This window comes from Bradyrhizobium sp. Unk1, assembly GCF_059512345.1.
Genome location: NZ_JCAMOP010000024.1, coordinates 105,497 through 127,139, shown reverse-complemented (window position 1 = coordinate 127,139; position 21,643 = coordinate 105,497). Strand labels below are relative to the sequence as shown.

The 21,643-nt window shown below is 64.9% G+C and carries 22 protein-coding genes; 9 read left to right on the top strand and 13 right to left on the bottom strand.

Annotated elements, in window-relative coordinates; translation table 11 throughout:
* Positions 1–226: 226 nt before the first annotated feature.
* The 3 genes from AC5ZFO_RS28360 to AC5ZFO_RS28350 are packed head-to-tail and all read right to left on the bottom strand — an operon-like array spanning position 227 to position 2,826.
* Positions 227–1,348, bottom strand: a complete 1,122-nt coding sequence (locus tag AC5ZFO_RS28360) for an HD-GYP domain-containing protein (protein WP_282519559.1) — start codon at positions 1,346–1,348, stop codon at positions 227–229.
* Between the two features lie 42 nt (positions 1,349–1,390).
* Positions 1,391–1,723: a PilZ domain-containing protein gene (locus AC5ZFO_RS28355; protein ID WP_028152715.1), complete on the bottom strand. Its 333-nt coding sequence runs from the start codon at positions 1,721–1,723 to the stop codon at positions 1,391–1,393.
* Positions 1,720–2,826, bottom strand: a complete 1,107-nt coding sequence (locus tag AC5ZFO_RS28350; RefSeq protein WP_496122848.1) for a DUF2336 domain-containing protein — start codon at positions 2,824–2,826, stop codon at positions 1,720–1,722. Before AC5ZFO_RS28350 ends, AC5ZFO_RS28355 begins: the two co-directional genes overlap by 4 nt.
* A 302-nt stretch (positions 2,827–3,128) precedes the next feature.
* Between AC5ZFO_RS28350 and AC5ZFO_RS28345 the strand changes: the two genes are divergently transcribed.
* Together AC5ZFO_RS28345 and AC5ZFO_RS28340 are read left to right on the top strand one after the other, a co-directional pair.
* A complete protein-coding gene (locus AC5ZFO_RS28345) occupies positions 3,129–4,058 on the top strand; it encodes an AraC family transcriptional regulator (RefSeq protein WP_282519557.1) in 930 nt (309 codons plus the stop codon).
* A 51-nt stretch (positions 4,059–4,109) separates the two neighbouring features.
* Positions 4,110–4,700, top strand: coding sequence for an NADPH-dependent FMN reductase (locus tag AC5ZFO_RS28340; RefSeq protein WP_282519556.1), 591 nt, complete (start codon positions 4,110–4,112; stop codon positions 4,698–4,700).
* A 102-nt stretch (positions 4,701–4,802) separates the two neighbouring features.
* Here the strand turns inward: AC5ZFO_RS28340 and AC5ZFO_RS28335 are convergent, their stop codons facing one another.
* Positions 4,803–6,884: a methyl-accepting chemotaxis protein gene (locus AC5ZFO_RS28335; protein WP_496122847.1), complete on the bottom strand. Its 2,082-nt coding sequence runs from the start codon at positions 6,882–6,884 to the stop codon at positions 4,803–4,805.
* Between the two features lie 134 nt (positions 6,885–7,018).
* A complete protein-coding gene (locus AC5ZFO_RS28330) occupies positions 7,019–7,459 on the bottom strand; it encodes a DUF1810 domain-containing protein (protein ID WP_282519554.1) in 441 nt (146 codons plus the stop codon).
* A 190-nt stretch (positions 7,460–7,649) separates the two neighbouring features.
* Here AC5ZFO_RS28330 and AC5ZFO_RS28325 point away from each other — a divergent pair, with 190 nt between their 5' ends.
* The 3 genes from AC5ZFO_RS28325 (at position 7,650) to AC5ZFO_RS28315 (ending at position 10,210) form a co-directional block, all read left to right on the top strand.
* The gene (locus AC5ZFO_RS28325) at positions 7,650–8,633 is read left to right on the top strand and encodes a DUF2778 domain-containing protein (RefSeq protein ID WP_404979722.1); all 984 of its coding nucleotides are present in this window, start codon (positions 7,650–7,652) and stop codon (positions 8,631–8,633) included.
* 64 nt (positions 8,634–8,697) lie between these two features.
* Positions 8,698–8,955 carry a hypothetical protein gene (locus AC5ZFO_RS28320; RefSeq protein WP_014495671.1) on the top strand — a complete coding sequence of 86 codons (258 nt, stop codon included), beginning with the start codon at positions 8,698–8,700 and terminating at the stop codon, positions 8,953–8,955.
* A 163-nt stretch (positions 8,956–9,118) separates the two neighbouring features.
* The gene (locus AC5ZFO_RS28315) at positions 9,119–10,210 is read left to right on the top strand and encodes a TRAP transporter substrate-binding protein (protein WP_282519552.1); all 1,092 of its coding nucleotides are present in this window, start codon (positions 9,119–9,121) and stop codon (positions 10,208–10,210) included.
* A 128-nt stretch (positions 10,211–10,338) separates the two neighbouring features.
* Here the strand turns inward: AC5ZFO_RS28315 and AC5ZFO_RS28310 are convergent, their stop codons facing one another.
* From AC5ZFO_RS28310 to AC5ZFO_RS28285, 6 genes are all read right to left on the bottom strand, one after another.
* Entirely contained in the window at positions 10,339–11,121 is a 783-nt protein-coding gene (locus AC5ZFO_RS28310) for an ABC transporter ATP-binding protein (RefSeq protein ID WP_282519551.1), read from the bottom strand.
* Positions 11,109–12,164: a dihydrodipicolinate synthase family protein gene (locus AC5ZFO_RS28305; protein ID WP_282519550.1), complete on the bottom strand. Its 1,056-nt coding sequence runs from the start codon at positions 12,162–12,164 to the stop codon at positions 11,109–11,111. The genes AC5ZFO_RS28310 and AC5ZFO_RS28305 overlap by 13 nt, the downstream gene beginning before the upstream one ends.
* A gap of 6 nt (positions 12,165–12,170) precedes the next feature.
* Positions 12,171–12,992: a GNAT family N-acetyltransferase gene (locus tag AC5ZFO_RS28300; protein ID WP_282519549.1), complete on the bottom strand. Its 822-nt coding sequence runs from the start codon at positions 12,990–12,992 to the stop codon at positions 12,171–12,173.
* Complete coding sequence (locus tag AC5ZFO_RS28295; protein ID WP_282519548.1) at positions 12,979–14,016, bottom strand: NAD-dependent epimerase/dehydratase family protein; 1,038 nt, start codon at positions 14,014–14,016, stop codon at positions 12,979–12,981. The genes AC5ZFO_RS28300 and AC5ZFO_RS28295 overlap by 14 nt, the downstream gene beginning before the upstream one ends.
* 15 nt (positions 14,017–14,031) lie before the next feature.
* On the bottom strand, positions 14,032–14,802 hold the full coding sequence (locus AC5ZFO_RS28290; protein ID WP_282519547.1) for an ABC transporter permease: 771 nt from the start codon (positions 14,800–14,802) through the stop codon (positions 14,032–14,034).
* A gap of 68 nt (positions 14,803–14,870) precedes the next feature.
* Positions 14,871–15,533 carry a TetR/AcrR family transcriptional regulator gene (locus tag AC5ZFO_RS28285; protein ID WP_306664245.1) on the bottom strand — a complete coding sequence of 221 codons (663 nt, stop codon included), beginning with the start codon at positions 15,531–15,533 and terminating at the stop codon, positions 14,871–14,873.
* Between the two features lie 99 nt (positions 15,534–15,632).
* Between AC5ZFO_RS28285 and AC5ZFO_RS28280 the strand changes: the two genes are divergently transcribed.
* Complete coding sequence (locus tag AC5ZFO_RS28280) at positions 15,633–16,649, top strand: ABC transporter substrate-binding protein (RefSeq protein WP_282519545.1); 1,017 nt, start codon at positions 15,633–15,635, stop codon at positions 16,647–16,649.
* 94 nt (positions 16,650–16,743) lie between these two features.
* Here the strand turns inward: AC5ZFO_RS28280 and AC5ZFO_RS28275 are convergent, their stop codons facing one another.
* Both AC5ZFO_RS28275 and panB read right to left on the bottom strand, forming a co-directional pair.
* Positions 16,744–18,231: a DUF1254 domain-containing protein gene (locus AC5ZFO_RS28275; protein WP_282519544.1), complete on the bottom strand. Its 1,488-nt coding sequence runs from the start codon at positions 18,229–18,231 to the stop codon at positions 16,744–16,746.
* Between the two features lie 204 nt (positions 18,232–18,435).
* Positions 18,436–19,257 (bottom strand): 3-methyl-2-oxobutanoate hydroxymethyltransferase, encoded by an 822-nt coding sequence (panB, locus tag AC5ZFO_RS28270; RefSeq protein WP_282519543.1) that lies wholly within the window; start codon positions 19,255–19,257, stop codon positions 18,436–18,438.
* A 371-nt stretch (positions 19,258–19,628) separates the two neighbouring features.
* Here panB and minC point away from each other — a divergent pair, with 371 nt between their 5' ends.
* Genes minC through minE form a run of 3 tightly spaced genes read left to right on the top strand, consistent with a single transcriptional unit; the run spans position 19,629 to position 21,442 of the window.
* Positions 19,629–20,327 carry a septum site-determining protein MinC gene (gene minC, locus AC5ZFO_RS28265; RefSeq protein ID WP_282519542.1) on the top strand — a complete coding sequence of 233 codons (699 nt, stop codon included), beginning with the start codon at positions 19,629–19,631 and terminating at the stop codon, positions 20,325–20,327.
* 21 nt (positions 20,328–20,348) lie between these two features.
* Positions 20,349–21,164, top strand: coding sequence for a septum site-determining protein MinD (minD, locus tag AC5ZFO_RS28260; protein WP_282519541.1), 816 nt, complete (start codon positions 20,349–20,351; stop codon positions 21,162–21,164).
* Positions 21,161–21,442, top strand: coding sequence for a cell division topological specificity factor MinE (minE, locus tag AC5ZFO_RS28255; RefSeq protein ID WP_028151783.1), 282 nt, complete (start codon positions 21,161–21,163; stop codon positions 21,440–21,442). The genes minD and minE overlap by 4 nt, the downstream gene beginning before the upstream one ends.
* Positions 21,443–21,643 lie beyond the last annotated feature (201 nt).

Here is a 21,643-nt window from a genome sequence, read left to right as displayed (position 1 = left end):
GGTTCTTCGGTCCGCGACCGCGGTATCCGATCGATGATGATCCAACTCTTCCCTTCACACCCGAAGAGCTCGGCAAGCTGATCCGGAGCGGCAGACGCGAGGACATGAAGCTGCTTGCGGAAGGACTGGCCTCCCGGTCGATTCCGCACCGCGCCAAATACCGGGCCACGCACTAAGCGCGGTTCGCGACGAGGTCCTCGCTGCGGGACCGTTCCGCTTGCGTGGGTCATCGCGTGAGCGCAACCTCCTTGAACGAGGTTACGAGGGCCTTCTCCAGCTTTCCGGTCATCCCGCACAGAATGTTGTAGGCCTCGGTGCGCGGCATCGTCGGCTTGTAGTGCCGGTGTTCGATCAACGCGGCGAAGATGTCCGAGATCGTCAGGATGCGGACGACGTCGTTGATGCTCTCGCCGCACAGCGCGTCGGGATAACCGCTCCCGTCGAGATATTCGTGGTGATGCCGCACGGCGTCGAGAATCTCGGGCGAGATTTGCTCGTGACCCTTCAGGAACTCGTAACCCGCCGCCGGATGTTTCTCGATCATGGCGCGTTCGTCGGCGTCGAGGCGGCCGGGCTTGTCGAGGATCGCAAGCGGAATCTGCGCCTTGCCGATGTCGTGGAACATGGCTGCGGAATACAGCCGCTCGAGATCGGTTCGCCCGACGCCAAGGCTCAGTCCGAAGTCGATCGCCACGCCGGTCACGAGCAGGCAATGCTGGTAGGTTCCCTCATGGTGACGCCGCACCGTGGCAAGCCATTCGGACAGGCCGTGCTCGGTGATGCGGTCGGCGATCCTGCTGCCCGCTTCCTTCGTGCCGTCGACGTCGAGGGGCTCGCCGAGCGTGACGGCCGTGAACATCGAAGCGATGGCGGTTGCCGCGGCTTCGACGGCGTTGTCCGGTTGCGGTGCGTCACTTGAGGCGCCCGAGCCCAGCTCGGCCGGGTCAGCCAGCGCTGCCAGCAGCTTGCTCTTGTTGATCGCCCCGGGAAGAACGAGGGTGGCGCCGAGTGCGTAGGCCTGCGAGATGCCGACGTGAGACGAGTGCTCGACGAGGAAGATGCGCTTCGTGGCTTTCGCCAGCTTGCCGGCGCGCTTCTTGATGGCCGCGATGTTGCCGACGTCACGCAGCTCCGCGCGAACCACGACCGCGAACGGCACTTGTGACAGCCTGGCTTCCGCATCGAGCCGTTCGCCGGCGACGGTAAATTGCCGTTCAAGGGCCGAGCAGACGCCCGCCAGTTTGTCGGACGAATCGGCCAGCACGTGCACGAACGGGCGAACCGCTTCCGTCGTTCGGATGCCGCCTTCGCTTTTGACGGGGTTGGATATGGTTCGGGCACTCTGCACGGCGGACCGGGACTATGATGACATTGAATGAGCTTCTGGAGCCTATTTGCTTGGCGTGGAGTTGGGCGCAGCAGCCGCTTTTGCGCTCGCCGGCTTCTTCTTGCCGTCTGCGGTGATGAAGTGCACGCCGGCCATGGTGCCGTCGATCCACACCAGTTCGCACCGCCGGTAAGCAAGCCCCGTCGATGACAGCAGCATGAAGAATTCCTTGGCCTGGAGCACGTCGAGAGTTCCTTCGACCTCGATCTTGGCGCCACTTTGCGACACGTCGAGCAGGAAGCAACTGCGTCGCCAGGTGCCGTCGGAGCCCATCAGATTGACCGCCTGCTTGTGATCCATCCGTACGCGAAGCGCCTTTCGACCGTCGAACCTCATCGGTTAACCCCCATTTTTGTGCCGCGATGTCCCGGATCGCTTGGTTTGGCACTCGCTGCAATTTCCCCCCAGCGCACTGTCCATTGGCTGGTCGACAAGAGAAGCGTTTCGAAAATCTGCTGCGCCCGCTCGCGCTCGACGAAGGAGAGCCGTGTGCCGCTGCGGTTGCTCAGGATCGCGAGCGTGGTGGCCCAGTTCAGCCGCGCGGCCCGGCAGGCCATGACGAGGCCCTCGCAATCGTCATCGGTCATGACGTGCTCCACGATCTCGATCGGGGCGCCCGAGAGCACCGACAGCGCCGTGAACAGATTGGCCGTCTCGCCGCGGATCGTGAAGCGGTTCACGGTGGAATCGTTGAGCTTGCCGACGCGGGCGAGGGCGACGATCTCCGGTCTCGCGCTCGCATAGTCGGCCGGGCAGGGCAGTTTGGGCGGAACCGGCGCGGCTTGTTGTGCGGGCGGAATGGCGGATGCGTTCGCCTTGGCCGGCGCCTTCGGGGCCGGTGACACGGAGAGCAGCTTCCGGACGACCAGGTCGGGCGTGCCGGGCCGCAGCACCAGCGCCTTGGCAATCTCGCCGTCCGGATCGGCCCTGGCGATCAGCGCGGCGTAGGCTGCTTCGGAGAATTGGGTTCCCGCGTTCTTGATCAGCGCGAGGCAGATCGGGCCACCGCGTTTGATCAGCGCCTCGGTCACTTCGGGCTCGATCGAGTTGCGCGCGGCGATCGCGCGTTGGTGCCGCTCGCCGCACGAGGCCGCGATCGTCGCGAGATCGGTGGCGGAGACCGCCTGCGATTTGAGCAGGACAGGACAGGCCACGTCCGGGTCGGCGTGTGAGGCAAGGCGCTGCAATGTCTCGGGCGGGGCGACCTTGAGTTCGGCAAGCACTACGCTAAGTTGAACGAGCGCCTTGGCCTCGACGCGCTCCGTCAATCGCAATAGGACGCCGTCAACCACACCGGCGAGCAATTCCTGAGGCCGGTCGCGGTGACCGGTGAGCAACTGCACAATGCCGGAGAGAATGCGAGCACAGCGGTCCGGCGGGTACGTAGCGACCGCCTGTTCCAGCTCAACCAGAATATCAGCAGGCAAATTTGCCATCATGGCAGGGGCCTGACTCAAAAAAATCTCGACTATCCAATGACCTCCATTGCGCCTGACAGGCGTTAATTTGAAATTTAAAGCTTGATCGACGGGGTATCAGCGCACCGCTGGCAGCGCTGGAAACGTTATCGAAATTCGGCGAGGCTCGATGCGGCGACTTGTCCTTTGAACGGGACCCTCGCCAACTGAACGAGACGAATTAGGATGATTCCTTCGGTCGAACGGGACAACCGAAAGGGGGAAACCCGGACCGGCATCGCCGCCGGACCCGCGTTGGTTGTGACGCGACGTTTCACATTGCCATGAACAGTATTGCGCCCAAGGTATTTCGCTTCTCCGACGTCGATGAATTTCGAAATGCGATACGAGGCCTGAATTTCGAGTTCACGCCCTTCGTACGGAGGATTTCGGCCGAGCAGACCATTCTGTCGCTGCCCGGTTGCGACGTGAATTTCACGCGGGCGTTTCCCCGCGTCGTCGACGCGCAGCTCGTCGAGAATTGCACCGCCATCGGATTCACGATGGACGAGCTCAACGTGCCCATCCGCTTCAACGGCTCGCAGCGCGCCCGACCGGTCATCGTCATCGGCAGCGGCGGCGCCGCCTACACCACCATCGAGGAGGTGCAGCGGCAAATTGCCTCGGTGATGTTCAGGCCGGAGGTGACGGATCGCGGCTGGCCGCACGCGACGTCCAGCTTCAAGATATTTGAAACGACGGCCGCGAGCCTGAACCGGCTGCGCAGCCTGGTTCGGGAGGTGCTGGCTGCTGCGTCGGAGCCGATCGGAGCCGCGGACGTGCCGCTGAAGGCCGCAGCCATGAAGGAGTCCCTGCTTGGCGCCGTCGACGACGCATTCGAAAGCGTCGTTCCCGCGCGATGGACCCTGCGTCCCAATGACGAGCGCAATTTCAGGATCTTCCGGGAGATCCGCGCGCTGCTGTCCGACGACCTCTCGCAGCCGATCTACAGCGAGGAGATTGCGCGCAAGCTCAACCTGTCCGTCCGCACCCTGCACGACGTCGTCCGCCGCTATCGCGGCATGAGCCTGCATCGCTATTTGCGCCTGCGCCGGCTGTGGCTGGTGCGCCAGCGACTGCTCGCCGGTGCCGACAGCGTCAAGGCCGTCGCACTGGCGTTCGGCTTCTGGCATCTCAGCGACTTCTCCAGAAGCTATCGCGACCAGTTCGGCGAGACACCGTCGCAAACGCTGGAGCTTGGACGACAACGGTAGCGCGGTAAATCGGTTGGGGCCGTATCGCTGTTTCGTGCTAGCGTGCCGGCCATGAGCAACCGCATCCTCGTCCTCTACGGCTCCTACCGTTCCGACCGCATGGGCGTCCGCCTCGCGAATTTCATCATCGATCGCCTGCGCCAGCGCGGCGAGGAGGTCGAGTTCATCGACGCCAAGGCGATCGGCCTGCCGATGCTCGATCGCATGTACAAGGAATATCCGAAGGGGGCGGCGCCCGAGGCGCTCGAGAAGCTGGCGGGGCAGATCCGCGGCGCCGACGGTTTCGTCTTCGTCACCGGCGAATACAATTGGGGCATCCAGCCCGGCCTGAAGAACCTCACCGATCACTTCCTGGAAGAGTGGTTCTGGCGCCCGGCCGCGATCGTGAGCTATTCGGCCGGCCGACTGTCCGGCGCACGCGCCTCGACCGCCTGGCATGGCACGCTGTCGGAGATGGGCATGGTCGTGGTGTCGAGCACCATCGGCGTCGGCCCGATCGCGCAGACACTGTCGGCCGAGAGCGAGCCGATCGGCGAGGGCGGCAAGGCACTGGAGCGCTCGTTCCCGCGCTTTGCCGATGACCTCTCCTGGTGGATCGAGGCCGCCAAGGCACAGCGGGCGCGCAAGGCGCCGCCGTACTGACGTCCCGTAGCCCGGATGGAGCGCAGCGAAATCCGGGGCGGTGCCGATGGCGTCAGAGATCCCGGATTGCGCTACGCTCCATCCGGGCTACGAAGCTACTCCTTACGCCGCCCGGACCTCGCCGAGGAAGCGGTCGAATTGGCCGGCGAGATCGCGCGACTGGGTCGAGAGCTGCTCGGCCGCGCCCAGCACTTCCCTCGCGGCCGCACCGGTGTCGTCGGCGGCGCGCTGCACGCCCGATATGTTGCTGTTGACCTCCTGGGTGCCGCGCGCGGCCTCCTGCACGCTGCGGGAGATCTCCCGGGTCGCCGAGCCCTGCTGCTCGATCGCAGCCGCGATTGCGGTGCCGATCTGGTCGATCTCGGCGATGACGTCGGCGACGTTGCGGATCGCGTTCACGGTCTCGTCGCTTGCGGACTGGATCGCGGTGATCTGCTCGGAGATTTCGGTGGTGGCCTTGGCGGTCTGGCCCGCCAGCGATTTCACTTCGGAGGCGACGACCGCAAAGCCGCGGCCGGCGTCGCCGGCGCGGGCGGCTTCGATGGTCGCGTTGAGCGCCAGCAGATTGGTCTGCTCGGCAATGCTCTGGATCAGCGTGACGACGTCGCCGATCTTCTGGGCGCCCTCGGCGAGCGCGCGCGCGGTGTCGCCGGTGCGGCGGGCGTTGTCGACGGCGCGGGCCGCGATCTCGGTGCTTTGTGCCACCTGACGGCCGATCTCGGAGATCGAGGAGGTCAGCTCTTCGGTCGCGCTCGCGACCGTCTGCACGTTGGTCGAGGTCTGCTGCGAGGCGGCCGCGACGACCGCGGCCTGGCTGTTGGTCTGGGCCGCCGTCGAGGTCATCGACTGTGCGGTGCTCTCCATGGTGGAGGAGGCGCGGGAGAGGCCGCCGACGAGCTCGGTGACCTTGGCTTCGAATGCGCGGGTGAGCCCGTCGAGCGCCTGGGCGCGGCGCATCTTGCCGTCATTCTCGGCCTGCTTCTCCGCGGCGAGCCGGTCGGCGCGGATCATGTTGTCCTTGAACACCTGGACGGCGGAGGCCATCGCCCCGATCTCGTCGGAACGCTCGGCGCCGGGGATCTCGTCCGCAACGTCGCCGTCGGCCAGCCGCGACATCCGATTCGTCAGGCTGACGATCGGAGCGCAGACGCGGCGGCGGACCATCACGATCAGGCCGGCGCTGGCGATCAGCACGGCGAGGAGGCCGGCGAGGGCGATGGTGAAGCTGGTGCGCGCGGCGGAGGAAGCGCCGGCGAGGATCTGCTCGGCGTTGTCGTAGAAGGCGTCGCGGACGCCGATGATGGACCCGAGGCCCTTCTGGGACGCCACGTAGAAGGTCTCGACGTCGTGCTCGTACTTGCCGCCGACGGCGCCGTCCTTGACGAGCTTCATCTCGCGGCCGAATTCCTCGACATAGTTCGAGTTCATCGTCTCCAGCGCCGAGGCGACGTTAGCCGGAGTTGCCGCATTGCCACGCAATTCCATCAGCGACATCACGATCTGGTCGTTGCGGCCCTGCATGCGGGCCATGTCGGCCTTCTCGGCGTCGTTGGCCACTTTCTTCGCGCCGACGAGGTTCTTGTGCACGCTGGAATTGAGGCCGCCGACGTCGCGCAGCGTCATGGCGATGTTGGCGTAGTTGGATTGGCGATAGGCGTCGCCATTGAGGATCGCCATGCGGCGGACCTGCTCGTTGAGCAGCGCGGTGACGCCGGCGTTGAGCACGGCATTGTCGGCGACCACCTTTTTGGCGGCGTCCTTGCGGGCATCCGCAGGTCCTGCGATCGCCTTGTCGATGGCCTCGCGGAGCGCGGTGAATTTCGAATTGATCGCGTCGATGTTGCTGCCGATGGTGGCGCCGTCGTCGAACGGGCCGGGCAGCTCCTTGCGCAGCGCGTTCATCCTGTCGCGGGCGCCGTCGGTCTGTTTGCGCAGCTTGTCGTGCTCGGTGAGCTGCGCCGGATCGACCGTCGCGGGCCCGTAGAGGATGTTGGTGGCGAAGCCGCGCTCGGGGTTGAGGTAGCGCGGGATGTCGCTGGCCGCGCGGACGATCGCGAGTCGTCCCTGCGCTTCGGCGATCCTGTCCATGGTCTGGTACTTCGTCACGGCGACGTAGACGGCGAGGCCGCCGCCGACGGTCGAGAGCGAGACGATGGCGGTGGTCAGGAGCGTACCGATTTTCATGATCTGTCCGGCAATTGGCGCGGGGAAGAAAATTATTCTGCGCAAACGATAGGCAGCCGGTGTTAATCCGGAGTTTACGCTGCCGGCCGCCATGCCCCGCCTGCATGCGTCCATTCGTCCAAACGCAGGTCGCGCTAGCGCGCCGACCGATCGAGCTTGGCGAGCATCTCCAGCGTCGCGTTGTCGCGCTCGCCTGCGAAATATCGGGCGAGCGCCTGGTCGAAGACGGGTTCGTCGGAGACTGCGCCGAACAACGTCATCGACGAGCGGAATTTGGAGTCATCGGGCGCGCCGAGGATCGCGTTGATGGTTCGTCCCTCGACGGCAAGCACGAGCGTGGTGCATTCAATGAGGCGCGGACCGAGCACGGGGTGGGCGAGGTAGGCTCTGGCCTCCCCGCGCGAGCCGATGGCGTAGCGCTGCGACATGGCGCTGAAGCCGAGGCCGGCGATCTGCGGGAAGACGAACCACATCCAGTGAGTCTGTTTCCGGCCCCGGGCCAGCTCCCCCTGGACGTCGCGAAAAACCGGGTCCTGGGCCCTGACGAAGCGCTCTAGATCGAAAGGATCGGTCATTGGATACCTCAGAGGGGGCTTGCCGGCCGCGATTATGCCTAACTTTTGGCTCCCAATGCGATAGCTGGTATAGAGTCTCCGGACGGGGGTTGGGCCCTCCGGGGGTCGATTTGGGGATCTGATGGTTTCCGACCGCGCAAGCGCCGAAAGGCTGTTGTCGCGCCGCCGTATTGGGCGAGCGGAGACGATACTGCTGTCTTTGGCCGCCGTCGCGCTGGCACTGGGAGCTGCCGCGTGGGTCGCGGATATGGGCGATTCGACGCCGCTGGTCACCGCCTCACTGCCTCCGGCCACCGCACTGCCTCCGGCCAATGGCCCTTCGTTTGACGACCGTTTCGCTTCGGTATCCAGCAGCCCGCCCGCCCGTGATTTCGGCCTGCGGACGCTGGAGCGCTCCGCGGTGAGCGCGGTCCAGCTCAAGCTGCGCGACGCCAGGGCGATGCTGGCCCAAAAGCTCCAGGGCGACGAATGGCGCTCGACCCTGACCGATGACGACCGGCACGTGGTTGACGAGACCAGGGTTGACGAGACCAGGCCGTCGCAGCGCGCCGACGCCGTCCCGGTGCCGCGCTCGCGCCCGGCCCAGGCAGACCTCGCGTCCCAGATCGCCTCGAGCCAGGCCTATGCCGAGACCAATCCCAGGGTCGACAATCGCAACTTCTTCGAGAAGTTTACCGACAAGATCAAGCTGGCCTCGCTGACGCCCGGCGACGGCCTGTTCGCCAAGGCGCCGGATCTCGGCGCCCTCGGCTACGATTCGCGCACGGCGGTCTATGACATCAAGGCCAAGGCGCTTTACCTGCCGAGCGGCGTCGCGCTGGAAGCCCATTCGGGCATGGGCGCGCTGATGGACGACCCCAATCATGTCGACCAGCGCATGGTCGGCGCGACCCCGCCCGCGACCTACGATCTGAAGCCGCGTGAAAAGCTGTTCCACGGCATCCGCGCGCTGCGCCTGACGCCGACCGAGGGTACCAGCGCGCTTGGCCGCGTCGGGCTGCTCACCCACAGCTACATGCTCGGACCGCGCGGCGACTCCAACGGCTGCGTCTCGATCAAGGACTATGATCGTTTCCTGAAGGCCTGGGACAATGGCGAGTTCAACCGCCTGGTCGTGGTGCCGAGCCTGAGTGGATCGGCGATAGCCGCGCAACGCGCCAGCACCGACTCCTGATATTTGCCGAACGGCGGGGCTGCCGTTTTCCCTTCGTTAAGCCGTCATCCTCCAGAAGCAGCCCATGAGTGATCCCCAGAGTTCCGAGACCCCGCTGCGTACGACGTTCAAGATCAAGCTGAATGGCGACACGCTGGCGATTGCGACCGTCGGCCAGGCCTATCAATTCCTCACCAACTTCAAATCGGTCGAGTGGATGGAATTCCGCTCGCTCCATGAAGAGGCGGTCGCGGCGCTCGAAGGCGCCGCCGACAACGCCATGCTCGCGGTGCAGGCGACCAACGCCGTGCGTGCGTTGTTCGTGAGCGCGAAGCTGCTTTAAGGGCACCTCGTCCCCTGTAGCCCGGATTTAGCTGCGCTCCATCCGGGGCTACAGGCCTTCCGCTCCCAGCTTGAACTCCGCTATAGGAACGGGCAAACGGTCCGCGAAGACCGTGGCCAGACGCCGATATGTTTGAAACTAACTTCCAGGGAGAGACCCCAACATGAAACGCCGTACATTCCTCAAGGGCGGCGCGGTCGCGGGCGCGACGACGCTGGTTGCTGCACCTGCGATTGCGCAAGGCGCGCCGGAGATCAAATGGCGCCTGACCTCGAGCTTCCCGAAGTCGCTCGACACCATCTACGGCACGGCACAGACCTTTGCGAAATACGTTGCGGAAGCCACCGACAACAAATTCCAGATCCAGACCTTTGCGGCCGGCGAGCTCGTTCCCGGCCTGCAGGCGCTCGATGCCGTCAGCGTCGCGTCCGTCGAGATGGCGCAGACGCCGCTGTATTTCTACATCGGCAAGGAGCCGGCGCTGGCCTACGCCACCGGCGCACCGTTCGGCATGAACCATCGCCACCAGGAATCCTGGTGGTATTTCGGCGGCGGCGCCGATCTCACCAACGAGGCGCTGAAGCCGTTCAAGACGCACGCCATCCTCTGCGGCAATTCCGGCACCCAGATGGGCGGCTGGTTCCGCAAGGAGATCAAGACCGTCGACGATCTCAAGGGCCTCAAATTCCGCATCGCCGGCATGGGCGGCCATGTGCTGGCCAGGCTCGGCATCGTGCCGCAGCAGCTCGCCGGCGGCGACGTCTATGCGGCGCTGGAGAAGGGCTCGATCGACGCCGCTGAATTCGTCGGTCCCTATGACGACGAGAAGCTCGGTTTCCAGAAGGTCGCCAAGTACTATTACTTCCCCGGCTGGTGGGAAGGCGGTGCGATGCTGCACATGATCGTCAATGACGAGAAGTGGGCGAGCTTGCCGAAGCAGTACCAGGCGATCGTCAATCAGGCCGCCTCGGCCGCCGGTGCCTGGATGCTGGAGAAATACGACAGCGTGAATCCGGCGGCGCTGAAGCGGCTGATCGCCAACGGCGCGGAGCTGAAGGCGTTCCCGCAGCCGGTGCTGGAAGCCTGCTACAACGCGACCCAGGAGCACCTGAACGAGCTCGCCGCCAAGAGCGATTTGTTCAAGCGCACCAAGGAAAGCCATGACGCCTATATGAAGGAGCTGCTGTTCTACACGCAGATCGCGGAAAACTTCTACGACAACTATCTGCTCAGCAAGATGCGCAACAAGAGCTGAGTGTGAAGGGGCGCGGTGACTACGCCGCGCCCCGCTTCCGTAGCCCGGATGGAGCGCAGCGAAATCCGGGATCTCGCACGTCAACGGCACCGCCCCGGATTACGCTTCGCTCCATCCGGGCTACGGACTCAAGCCGCACCCAGCCCCAGCTTCGCATAGATCCGCCGCGCATAGGCGCCGAACGCATCCGTGGTCTTCAGCGGCAGGTCGCGCGGGAAGGGCAGGTCGATCGGGAAGTAGTCGGCCATCTTCGCAGGGCCCGCCGTCAGCACGGCGCAGTGCGAGGACAGGAACACGGCTTCCTGGATCGAGTGCGTGACGAAGATGATGGTCTTGCCGCTCTCGCGCCAGATCCGCAGCATCTCCAGATTCATCTGCTCGCGCGTCAGGGCGTCCAGCGCCCCGAACGGCTCGTCCATCAGAATCAGTTTTGGATCATGAATGAAGGCCCGCGCGATCGCGGTGCGCTGCTGCATGCCGCCTGAGAGCTCTCGCGGATATTTCTGCTCGTAGCCGGCAAGCCCGACCAGGTTGAGCAGATCGCGCGCCCGCTCGCGCGCGGCTTTCATCGGCAGTCCCACGATCTCGGCCGGCAACAGCACGTTGTCCAGGATGGTGCGCCACTTCAGCAGCAGCGCCTGCTGGAACACCATGCCGATGTCGCGGGTCGGATCAAACGGGCTTTTGGCATTGCCAATTCTGATGGTGCCGCCGTCGGCGCCGTGCAGGCCGGCCAAGATCTTCATCACCGTGGTCTTGCCGCAGCCGGAGGGGCCGACCAGCGAGACGAGCTCACCTTCCCGCACGTCCATCGTGACGTCGGACACCGCCAGGAACTCGGCGCCGCCGCTGCGATAGACCTTTCGGACGCCGCTCAGGCTGATGAAGGGCTCGGCGCTCATGCCAGCCATTTGCTCAGATTGGAGGCGACGAACGCATCGTCGCCGAGGTCGGCGTGCTCGCGATAGACGCGGTCGATCTCCTCCTTCTGGCCGGGGCTGAGGCCCTCGTTCGGGTCGAGGCACCACAGGCCCTGCATCAGGCCCTGACGCCGCAGCACCTCGTGGCAACCGGCGATGCAGCCGTGAAAATTGTTGGCGACGTCGAAGAAGGCGCTGTTGCAATCGGTGACGCGGGCATCGAGGGCGAGCAGATCGGCCGGCACGGCCTCCTTGTGTCGCGCCGCCTTGCAGCGCTCGAACTGTTTGATGGCGCTCGCGGTCCACACCGACCAATGGCCGAGCAGGCCGCCTTTGAAGTAAGTGCGCGTGGTGATGCCCTTGTCGCGGAGGTCGAACGGCAGCATCAGGTCGAGCAGGATGTGGTCGTCATTGCCGGTGTAGAGCGCGACGCGGTCGAGCGCACCGGCGGCCGCGACGCCGCGCAGCACGTCGAGCGTGCGATAGCGGTTGAACGGCGCGATCTTGATCGCGATCACATTGTCGATCGCGGCGAAGCGCTGCCAGAACCGGCTCGACAGGACGACCCCGCCGACGGCCGGCTGGAGATAGAAGCCGACCAGCGGGATCTCGGCGGCGACCGCCGTGCAATGCGCAATGATCTCATCCTCGGAGGCGCTCTTCATCGCGGCGAGGCTGAGAAGCCCTGCGTGATAGCCGATATCGCGCGCGGTGCGGGCCTCAGCCGTTGCCTGGCTTGTTGGACCGGCGAGCCCTGCGACCATCGCCAGCGGCCGCCTGGTCCAGTTGGCTGCGGTCTCGGCGGCGAGTTCGAGCACCGGGCGATAGAGACCGACATCGCGGATCGCGAATTGCGTGGTGTGGACGCCGACCGCAAGGCCGCCCGAGCCGGCGTCGATGTAGTAGCGCGTCAGCGCGCGCTGATGCTTTTTGTCGAGCTGGCGCTCCGCCGTGAGCGCGAGAGGGTGCGCCGGTAGCACGGTGCCATCGGCGATCAGCTTGCGGACGTCGCTGTTGATCTGGCTGTGGTGCATGATGTCCTATCCGAATTCAGGGCCGGCGACGGCGAATGGCGTTTCCTTGGCAGCGATGGTGGCGGGGCCAAACCGCATGCGCTGGAACGGTCGCTCGATGGTCCAGCCCGAGGCGGTCAATCCGTCCAGGAATGCGGCTTGCGACGCAACGGCATCGATCAGAATCGGGCCGGTCTCGGAGCGCGCGATCGCATGAACCAGGGCCAGCGCCGGCGTGGCATTGTTGGCAAACAACGGCCCGATATGACGCGCGGTTCGGCCGTCGCGAACCAGCGCGATGGCGCCATGCGCGGCGACGATGCGCGAGCCGGAGCGCAGGGCGATGGCGGAGAGGAGCGCGGTGCGGTCGAAACCGGTGGCGCGCCGGTCCCGCGCCCGCAGCGCATCGATGGTCGTCGATGAAGGCGGCGAGGCTTCGGCTCGCCTGGATTTCACCAACTTCAGCCGGCGCAGTTGCAACGTCGGCGTGAATCCGAGCGGCCCGTAGACGGCGGCGCCGTCGGGCGTCGCGTCGAGCCAGCTCGTCAGGCCGTTCCTGCGCGCGGTTTCCAGGCAGGCATCGACGAGACGGGTGGCGAGGCCGCGGCGGCGATGCGTGCCTGATACCAGCACCATGCTGATCCAGGCGTTGTTGTCGGAATAGGGCAGCAGCGCCGCGGTCGCGACCAGCCGCATGCCGTCGCGAATGCCGAACACCACGCCATCGCGCAGGAAGACGCGCCAGTCGTCCTCGGTCTGGTTCCACTGCGCTTCCGTCGACAGCACGAGCCCGGCGATCGCGTCGTCGACGCCGAGCTTGAGGATGGGCGGACCGTCAGTAGCGTCCATCGCGCACCTCGTATTTGGTGGGCTTGCCGAGGCTTGGCATGGCGCGGGACACCCAGTCCGCGGTCCAGGCGATCAACTGCTCGGTGTCGACCACCGGCAGGTCGAACAGCTCGACGGCCCTGGACGTGTCGGTCAGCCAGGCCGTCGGCTCTTCCTTGCCTGTCAGCTCCGGCGCGCGGCCGAAGCGCGCGCCGAATTTTGCTGCGAGATCTCGCACCGCCAAAATCTCGTGGCCGCTGACGTTGATCGGCGAGGTCGGCGCGGTGCAATGCGCAAGGCACCGCAGCGCCTGCGCGGACGCATCGCCCTGCCAGATGAAATTGACATGGCCGAGGCCGACATCGATCGGGGTGCCCGTGAGCACCTTTGTCGCGATGTCGTGCAGCACGCCATAGCGCATGTCGATTGCGTAATTGAGCCGGAACAGGCGGCCGGGCGTCGAAAACTTGCGCGAAAAGTACTCGAACATGCGCTCGCGGCCGACGCAGGACTGGGCGTATTCGCCGGGCGGGTTCGGCGCCATGTCCTCGGTCGCGCCCTTGCCGTCGATGGGGACGAAGGGATAGATGCAGCCGGTCGAGAACGCCACGATGCGCGACGTCGGGAAGGCCTGTGCGACCAGCGCCGGCACATGCGCGTTCATCGCCCAAGTCAGCGACAGATCGCCCTCGGCGCCGAACTTGCGGCCGGCCATGAAGACGATGTTGGGTGCCTTCGGCAGGGCCTGAACCGCGCTCTCGTCCATCAGGTCGCAATTGATGGTCTCGACGCCGCGCGCGTGCAGCCAGTCCTTGACGCTCGGGTCGCTGAAGCGGGCGACGCCGATGACGCGGCGGTCGGGTGCGGCAGCTTTCGCGAGCCCCGCCAGCGTCGGTCCCATCTTGCCGGCGACGCCGAGGATCATGATGTCGCCTTCGACCTTGTCGAGGTCGTCGATCAGCGCCTGGGTCGGCCGGCACAGGAGATCGTCGAGGGCTGCGATATCCGGGATCGTCTTCGGCAGCGTCTGGCGGGTGAGCAGCATGGATCGTTCCTTTAGCTAAGTTTGCCTGGCGTCGCCGACCACGAACATGCGCTCGAGGGCGAGGACCAGGCCGTAGAGAGCGACGCCGAGCAGGGTCAGAAGCACGACGGCCATCACCATCGCGGGCGTGTCGAGCGACGACTGCACCTGGATCATGAGATAGCCGAGCCCGCGCTCGGAGGCGATGAACTCGCCGACGATTGCGCCGGCCACCGCAAGGATCGCGCCGACCTTCATGCCGGAGAACACGAAAGGCAACGATCCCGGCAACTGGATCTTGCGGAACAGCGTCCAGCGCGAGCCGCGCAGCGATTTGACGAGGTCGAGCAGATCAGGCTCGACCTCGCGCAGGCCGCGCGCGGTGGTCAGCAGGATCGGGAAGAAGCAGATGCTGAAGGCGATCAAGATGTTCGGCACGATCCCGTAGGAGAACCAGACGATGAAGAGTGGGCCGAGCGCGACCTTCGGGATCATGTTCATCGTCACGAACAGCGGCAGCAGCACGAGGCTGAGCAGCGGTGCCCAGCTGAAGATCACGGCCAGCGCGACGCCGACGAACGCGCCGAGCGCGAAGCCGCCGAGGATCTCGATCGCGGTGACAAGGGTGTTGGCGCCCCAGGCATAGCTCGCGGTGCCCAGCGTCTGCATCGTCGCGAGCGGGGAGGGCAGGATGAATTTCGGCACGTGGAAGGCATCGACCGCGACCTGCCAGAGCACGAGCACGGCGAGATGCACGATCAGGATGATCGCAAAGCTGCGCGAGGTGCGTGCGCCGTCTCCGGTCACCGGTTGCTCCCTGTTGCCAGCGGCCACCTTGCCGCTGTTCGTCAGCCTAACCGGCCTCGAAGGAAGTTTCAACCAGTTGGTTGATTAGGCCGGAGCGAATGCAGCACGAGATCGGCGACGTGCCTGCGGCGGGCGCGCCTTGCCGCCCGGCTCGACAGGTCCTTGCCGAAGATCGCCGACAGCGTCGGCGTGTTGGAGAGATAGAAATAGCTGAGGCCGGCGATGGAGATATAGAGCTGGATCGGATCGATCCCCTTGCGGAACACGCCGGTGCGAACGCCCTCGTGGAGGATGTGGGATACGCTCTTCACCAGCGGCGAATGCATCGCCTCCAGCCGGGTCGAGCCGCGGACGTGGCGGGCGCCGCCGCGGTTCTCGTCGTTCAGGAGCACGATGAAATCGGGGTTCGTCGCGAGGTAATCGAATGAGGCCTCGATCAGCTTCCGGATCGCCTTTTCCGGCGGCAGGCCTTCGAGGTTGAGCTGGCGTTCCTGCTCGCGGATATCGGCGTAGACCCATTCGAGCACAGCCAGATAGAGCGCGTCCTTGTCGCCGAAATAGTGGTAGACGAGCTGCTTGTTGACGCCGGCGCGCTCGGCGATCTCGTCGACGCGGGCGCCGGCAAAGCCGTGCCGGGCGAACTCCAGGCGCGCCGCGGTGAGCAGCTTCTTGCGGGTGGCGACGGGGTCGCGCCGCTGCGGCACGGTGTCGCCTGAACGTTTTGCGGGCATTTCCAACCAGACAGTTGACAAGTCGAGAGCGGCTTGTTGCATTGGTAGCCTCACACGGGGAGAGCGACAAGCCGGGTCGCGGCAATGAGGAGGGATGCGATGAAGCGTTTGCAGGCTGCGGGCTCGGCTTTGGTTTTGGCCCTGGCGTTCGGTGTGCCGGCGGTGCCGGCGAGCGCGGGCGAGGCGGTCAACCTGATCCTGAACTGGACGCCGACGGCCGACCATTCGCCGTTCTATTACGCCAAGGCGCAGGGCTGGTTCGAGAAGGCCGGCATCGACCTGACCATCGAGGTCGGCAAGGGCTCCGGCGTCTCCGCCGCCAAGGTAGGCTCCGGCGGCTCGCCGTTCGGCATCGCCGATCTCGCCACCATGCTGGTGGCGAAGAGCAAGGGCGCTGACGACGTCGCGCTGATGAGCATCTACGCCAACACCGGCCAGACCTTTTACTGGCTGAAGAGCTACGGCGTGAATGGCGTGAAGGATTTCCCGAGCCACAAGATCGGCAACCCGCCCGGCGACGCCTCGCGGGTGATGTGGCCGGCTTTTGCCAAGGCCGCAGGCATCGCGCCTGATGCCGTCAGCTTCGTCAATATCGGCCCGACCGCGAAGATCGCCGCGCTGAAGAGCCACACCGTCGACATCATCAGTGACTTCTACAACGAGCACGATCTCAAGGTGATCGAGTTCGGGCCCGATCTCGGCTTCGTCAACTGGAAGGACATCGGGCTCAACCCCTACGGCAATTCGTTGATCGTCAACGGCGCCTATCTCCAGAAGAATCCCAAGCTGGTCGAGGAGTTCGTGCGCGTCTCGCAGAAGGCCTTTGCGGCCTGCGTCGCCGACGTCACGCCGTGCCTGAAGGCGCTGCTCGACCAGGTCTCCGGTCTCGACAAGGAGAACCAGGAACGCCAGTGGGAGCGCATCAAGTATTTGATGACCGACGAGTTCACAACCACCAAGGGTCTCGGCTGGATCGACGGCGAGCGGATGAAGAAGGACTACGAGCTGGTCCAGACTTATCTCGGCATGGAGAAGCCGTTCGACGTGTCGACGGCGTTCACGACCAAGATGCTCGACCCTGCCGTCAAGATGGATGCGAGCAAGGTGAAGAAGTAGGGCATCCGTAGCCCGGATGGAGCCAACGGGTCGGCGCGTAGCGCCGCCCGGCGGCCGAGGTCGCGGCCCAGGGCGCTCGTGACCTCGCGCGAACTCATTTCACCTTGACGACGTCGTCCGGTTTCCAGGTCTGGTCGAAGAACGCGACGCCCGTGCCATAGAGGCGAATCGTCGCCAGGAAACTCCGCCCCTCGACGGTTTGAATCCAGTTCGACTCCGGGGCAGTGCCCGGTTTCGATGGGCCGAACCACAGATCGACGGAGCCATCGCTGTTGGTCGCGACCTTGTTGAAGCTGTTGATCGATGGCATCAGTTGCGGTGCTTCTACCATCGTCCCGTCAGTGATGTTGTAGAGGGTAACGGCCCAGAACAACGCGGCAGGCGGATTGGGAGGCAGGTGCAGCTTGTAGGCGTTCGAGCCGTTCAGGAATTCACCCGCAGCGTCCTTCAAGGTGGATGGATATTTCGAGCCCGCGCCGATCGTGTGCATGACCATGGCCGAAGCCGACGAATAGGCGACCTGGAAGAAGGTGGCGCGTTGATCCACGTCGAGATAGCTGTCCTGCATCCATTCGGCAGTGCCGCCCGCCCACGCGTTGAAATATTGGCGGTCGTTGTAATAGAGTTCGCGCTTGTCTGGCCGACCTAGTTGCCGCTGTGCCAAGATCATCTTCGGCGCCGTCTCAACCGCTTTCTTCAAGAGCTCCTGCTGTTTCGGGGTCGGATTGAACGGCTGCCCCTTGATAATGCCGATCGAGGCCAGCACGCCGCGCAGCTCGGGATCGATGGCCGAGACGGGTTCGTAATCGACGAACGCCTTGAGCTTGGTCCAGAACGCGTTATCGACCGGATACATCATGTTGACGCGCTTGCCGCTGCCGTTCGGAAACTGCATCGGCTTGACGTCCTTCTCAGGCGTCCAGAGTGGATAGATACGGGTCTGTTCCGCAAGCGCGACCGCCGGCTTCGGGTCCGGCCCGTTGTCGCCCTTGGGCATCACGGTGCGGAAGAAGAGGAAGACGTTGTAGGTCCGCGATTTGAACGCGAAATAACCCTGTGGGATCTCGCCCGTGTAGTCCGGCGGCAGCAGGAGATAGAGCCCGCCGCGCGCGCGATCCGGGCCGATCAGTCCGACGTCGGTGATGGTGCGCTGGAAGAAATCGGTGAACATGCCGATGACGTCGCGCGGCGCTGCGACGACGAGCGGACCGGTCTCCTTGAGGTCTAGATAGTTCATGGAATAGATGACGTCCGCGTTGGGCGTCGGCACCCAGGTGCGCGCATCCATGCGGTCCTTCCAGATCGGCAGGACGTTGTAGCCCTTGCCGAACGCCGCCTCCGATCCATCCCTCATGCCGATGGTGTTGAGCGCGGGCAGCATGGTGATGTAGGCATGAACGGCGCGCTGATAATACAGCTCGTCGCGCATCGCCTCGGCTTCGCTTTGCGAGAGCCAGTTGCCGTTGTTGATCTGGTTGACGAGGGGAGGCGCTTTGGAGTCCTGGCCGTAGCCGGGACTTGTCGATGTGATGATGGTGAGGAGGGTTGAGGCCACGATGGAGGTCGCAGGCATCTTCGGCATCGTTTTTCTCTCCGCAACAGCCGAATGTTCTGCGGCACGTGGGCACGCGCGCGCAGCGGTAAGAGCTTGCAGTGAGAGTAGAACGACGCCGCGAGGCTGGCTATGCAGTTTGTGCCAGAACGCGTGCGGCAATTGTGCTGCGATTTCAAGGAGTGCGTATCTTCGGCTTGTCGCGAGCAGTCCTCGACCGCTTGCCGCGTATCGTCAGCTCTTCTTCATCTCGTAGACGTGTTCGGGCGCGGGAAAGGCGCGTGAGCGCACGTCGGTGGCATAGCCTTCGATCGCCGCTTCAATCGCCGGACCAAGATTGCCGTACCGCCGGACGAATTTCGGGGTTCGTGGCGACAGCCCGAGCATGTCCTCGAGCACGAGCACCTGACCGTCGCAGGCAGCGCTCGCGCCGATGCCGATGGTGGGGATCGCGATCGTCTCCGTGATCCTGCGCGCCAACGGTTCGGCCACGGCTTCGACGACGACCGAGAATGCACCGGCATCGGCGACGGCCTTCGCATCGTCCTCGATCGGGCCCCAGTCCACCTCGTTGCGCCCCTGGGCACGAAACGAACCGAGCGTGTTGATGGATTGCGGCGTGAGGCCAATATGACCCATCACCGGGATGCCGCGCCCAGACAGGAATGCAATCGTCTCCGCCATGCGAACGCCGCCTTCAAGCTTCACCGCGCCGCATTGCGTCTCCTTCATGATCCGCACTGCGGAGTTGAACGCCTGCTCCCTGGAAGCTTCATACGAGCCGAACGGCATATCGACGACGACCAGCGCCTGCTTCGAGCCGCGCATCACCGCGGCGCCCTGGAGGATCATCATGTCGAGCGTAACAGGCACCGTCGTCTCGAAGCCGTGCATGACGTTGCCAAGGGAATCGCCGACCAGGATGACGTCGCAATGCCGATCCACCAGTGCGGCCGTATGCGCGTGATACGACGTCAGCATCACGATCGGCTCGCCCCGCTTGCGTGCACGGATGTCCGGCGCGGTCTTGCGCCTGATGGAAGACTGAATTGACATGATCGGCTCCGTCCACGGGGGACGCGGATCGAAGCCAGATGCCATGAGCATGTCAATGCGGGATGACTGGGGCCTGCGATCACAATGGACGGCGTGAGGGCCCATTGTCTCGACATTCTCCGTGTCATCGCCCGCGTAGGCGGGCGATCCAGTATTCCAGAGGCCGTGCCATGATGCGGATAAGCCGCGGCGTACTGGATGCCCCGGTCAAGCCGGGGCATGACAGCGGTGTGTTGCGCGGAAGCGCTCGCCCAAGCCCTTCCGCACGCCCAGCCCGTCCACCCCCCACGTACCCACGGATAAATTAACCAGCCATTAACCAAATCCGCCGCATCGTTAACCATTCAATAACAGGGATCGAGTCGGCCGCTATGGAGGCTGCAGCAAAAGTCCAACGTCAAATGGTTCGCCTGCGCGGGCGCTCCTATGTGGCCTTCGTGTTCGTGCCGACGGTTCCGATCCAGGACTGGCTGCAGGAGATCGACGCCACGATCGCGCGCTCGCCGGGCTTCTTCGCCGGCCGGCCCGTGGTGATCGATCTGTCCTCGGTCGATCTCAGCCAGTCCGGCATCGGCCATCTGCTCGCCAACCTTCAGGACCGGAACATCCGGGTGCTCGGGATCGAGGGGGTGGAGGAGGGCCGGCTGACGCCGTCTATGCCGCCGCTGCTCTCGGGCGGGCGCAGCTGCGTGGTCGAACCGAGCGCGCCGAAGAAGGCTGAGGTGAAGGCCGAAGCCAAGCCGACCTCGCTGCTGCTCGAAAGCCCGGTGCGCTCGGGCCAGACCGTGATCTTCCCGGAGGGCGACGTCACCATTCTGGGCTCGGTCGGCTCCGGTGCCGAGGTCGTCGCGGGCGGCTCCATCCACATCTACGGCGCGCTCCGCGGCCGTGCCATGGCGGGGGTCAACGGGCACACCAGCGCCCGCATTTATTGTCAGAAGATCGAGGCTGAACTGCTTGCAATTGATGGATTTTACCAGACTGCGGACGACATCGACGCCGCCTTGCGCGGCAAGCCGGCGCAGGCCTGGCTACAGGGGAATACCATGCGAATTACAGCACTGAACTGACCAGCAAAGGAGACATTTCAGATGAGTAAGGTACTGGTCGTGACATCAGGCAAGGGCGGGGTCGGCAAGACCACGACGACCGCCGCGCTGGGGGCTGCGCTGGCGCAGCGCGGCGAAAAGGTCGTCGTCGTCGATTTCGACGTCGGCCTGCGCAACCTCGATCTCGTCATGGGCGCAGAACGCCGCGTGGTGTTCGACCTCATCAACGTGGTGCAGGGCGTCGCCAAACTGCCGCAGGCGCTGATCCGCGACAAGCGGCTGGAAAATCTCTGGCTGCTGCCGGCCTCGCAAACCCGCGACAAGGACGCGCTGACGGAAGAGGGCGTCGGCAAGGTCATCGACGATTTGCGCGACCGCTTCGACTGGGTGATCTGCGACAGCCCGGCCGGTATCGAGCGCGGCGCCTCGATGGCGATGCGCTTTGCGGACGAGGCCGTGATCGTCACCAATCCGGAAGTCTCCTCGGTGCGCGATTCCGACCGCATCATCGGCATGCTCGACTCCAAGACGGTACGGGCCGAGAAGGGCGAGCACGTCCAGAAGCACATTCTCATCACCCGCTACGATGCCTCGCGCGCCGCGCGCGGCGAGATGCTGACCATCGACGACATCCTCGAGATCCTCGCAACGCCCTTGCTCGGCATCATCCCCGAGAGCCAGGACGTGTTGAAGGCCTCCAATGTCGGCACGCCGGTGACGCTGTCGAACGCGGATGGGGCGCCGGCGCGGGCCTATATGGACGCGGCCAAGCGCCTCGGCGGCGAGAACGTGACGATGCATGTTCCCGCCGAGCGCAGAGGCTTCATGGATCGCCTGCTGCGACGGAGGGCTGCATGAGCATGGGTTTGCTTCGACTTCTCCGCGGCAAGAAGGCCTCTGCACCCGTCGCACGCGAGCGGTTGCAGATCCTGCTTGCCCATGAACGCGGATTGCGCGGCCAGCCCGACCTGCTCGGCGTGCTGCGCGAGGAAATTCTCGCTGTCGTGTCCAGGCACGTCACGCTGGACCCGACCAAGGTCATCGTCCGGCTCGAGCGCGGCGACGAGGTATCGACCCTGGAGGTCGATATCGAGGTGCCGAACGATATCGAGCGCAAGCGCGCGGCGGTCGGGTAGGGGGCGCGGCCGAAGACGTCCGATTTGGGGTGGGTGAGAAGGCGGTCCGCTGGGCATAGCGGACCGCCTTTGTCCTGTTTGCGGGCGTCCTGTTTGCGGGCGTCCTGTTTGAAGGCGTCCTGTTTGAAGGCCCGCCGATGTGATCGCTCGTGGGCGGAACGCGACCTGCGGCGAAATCGTTGTCAGAGGCCGCGGAGCGCC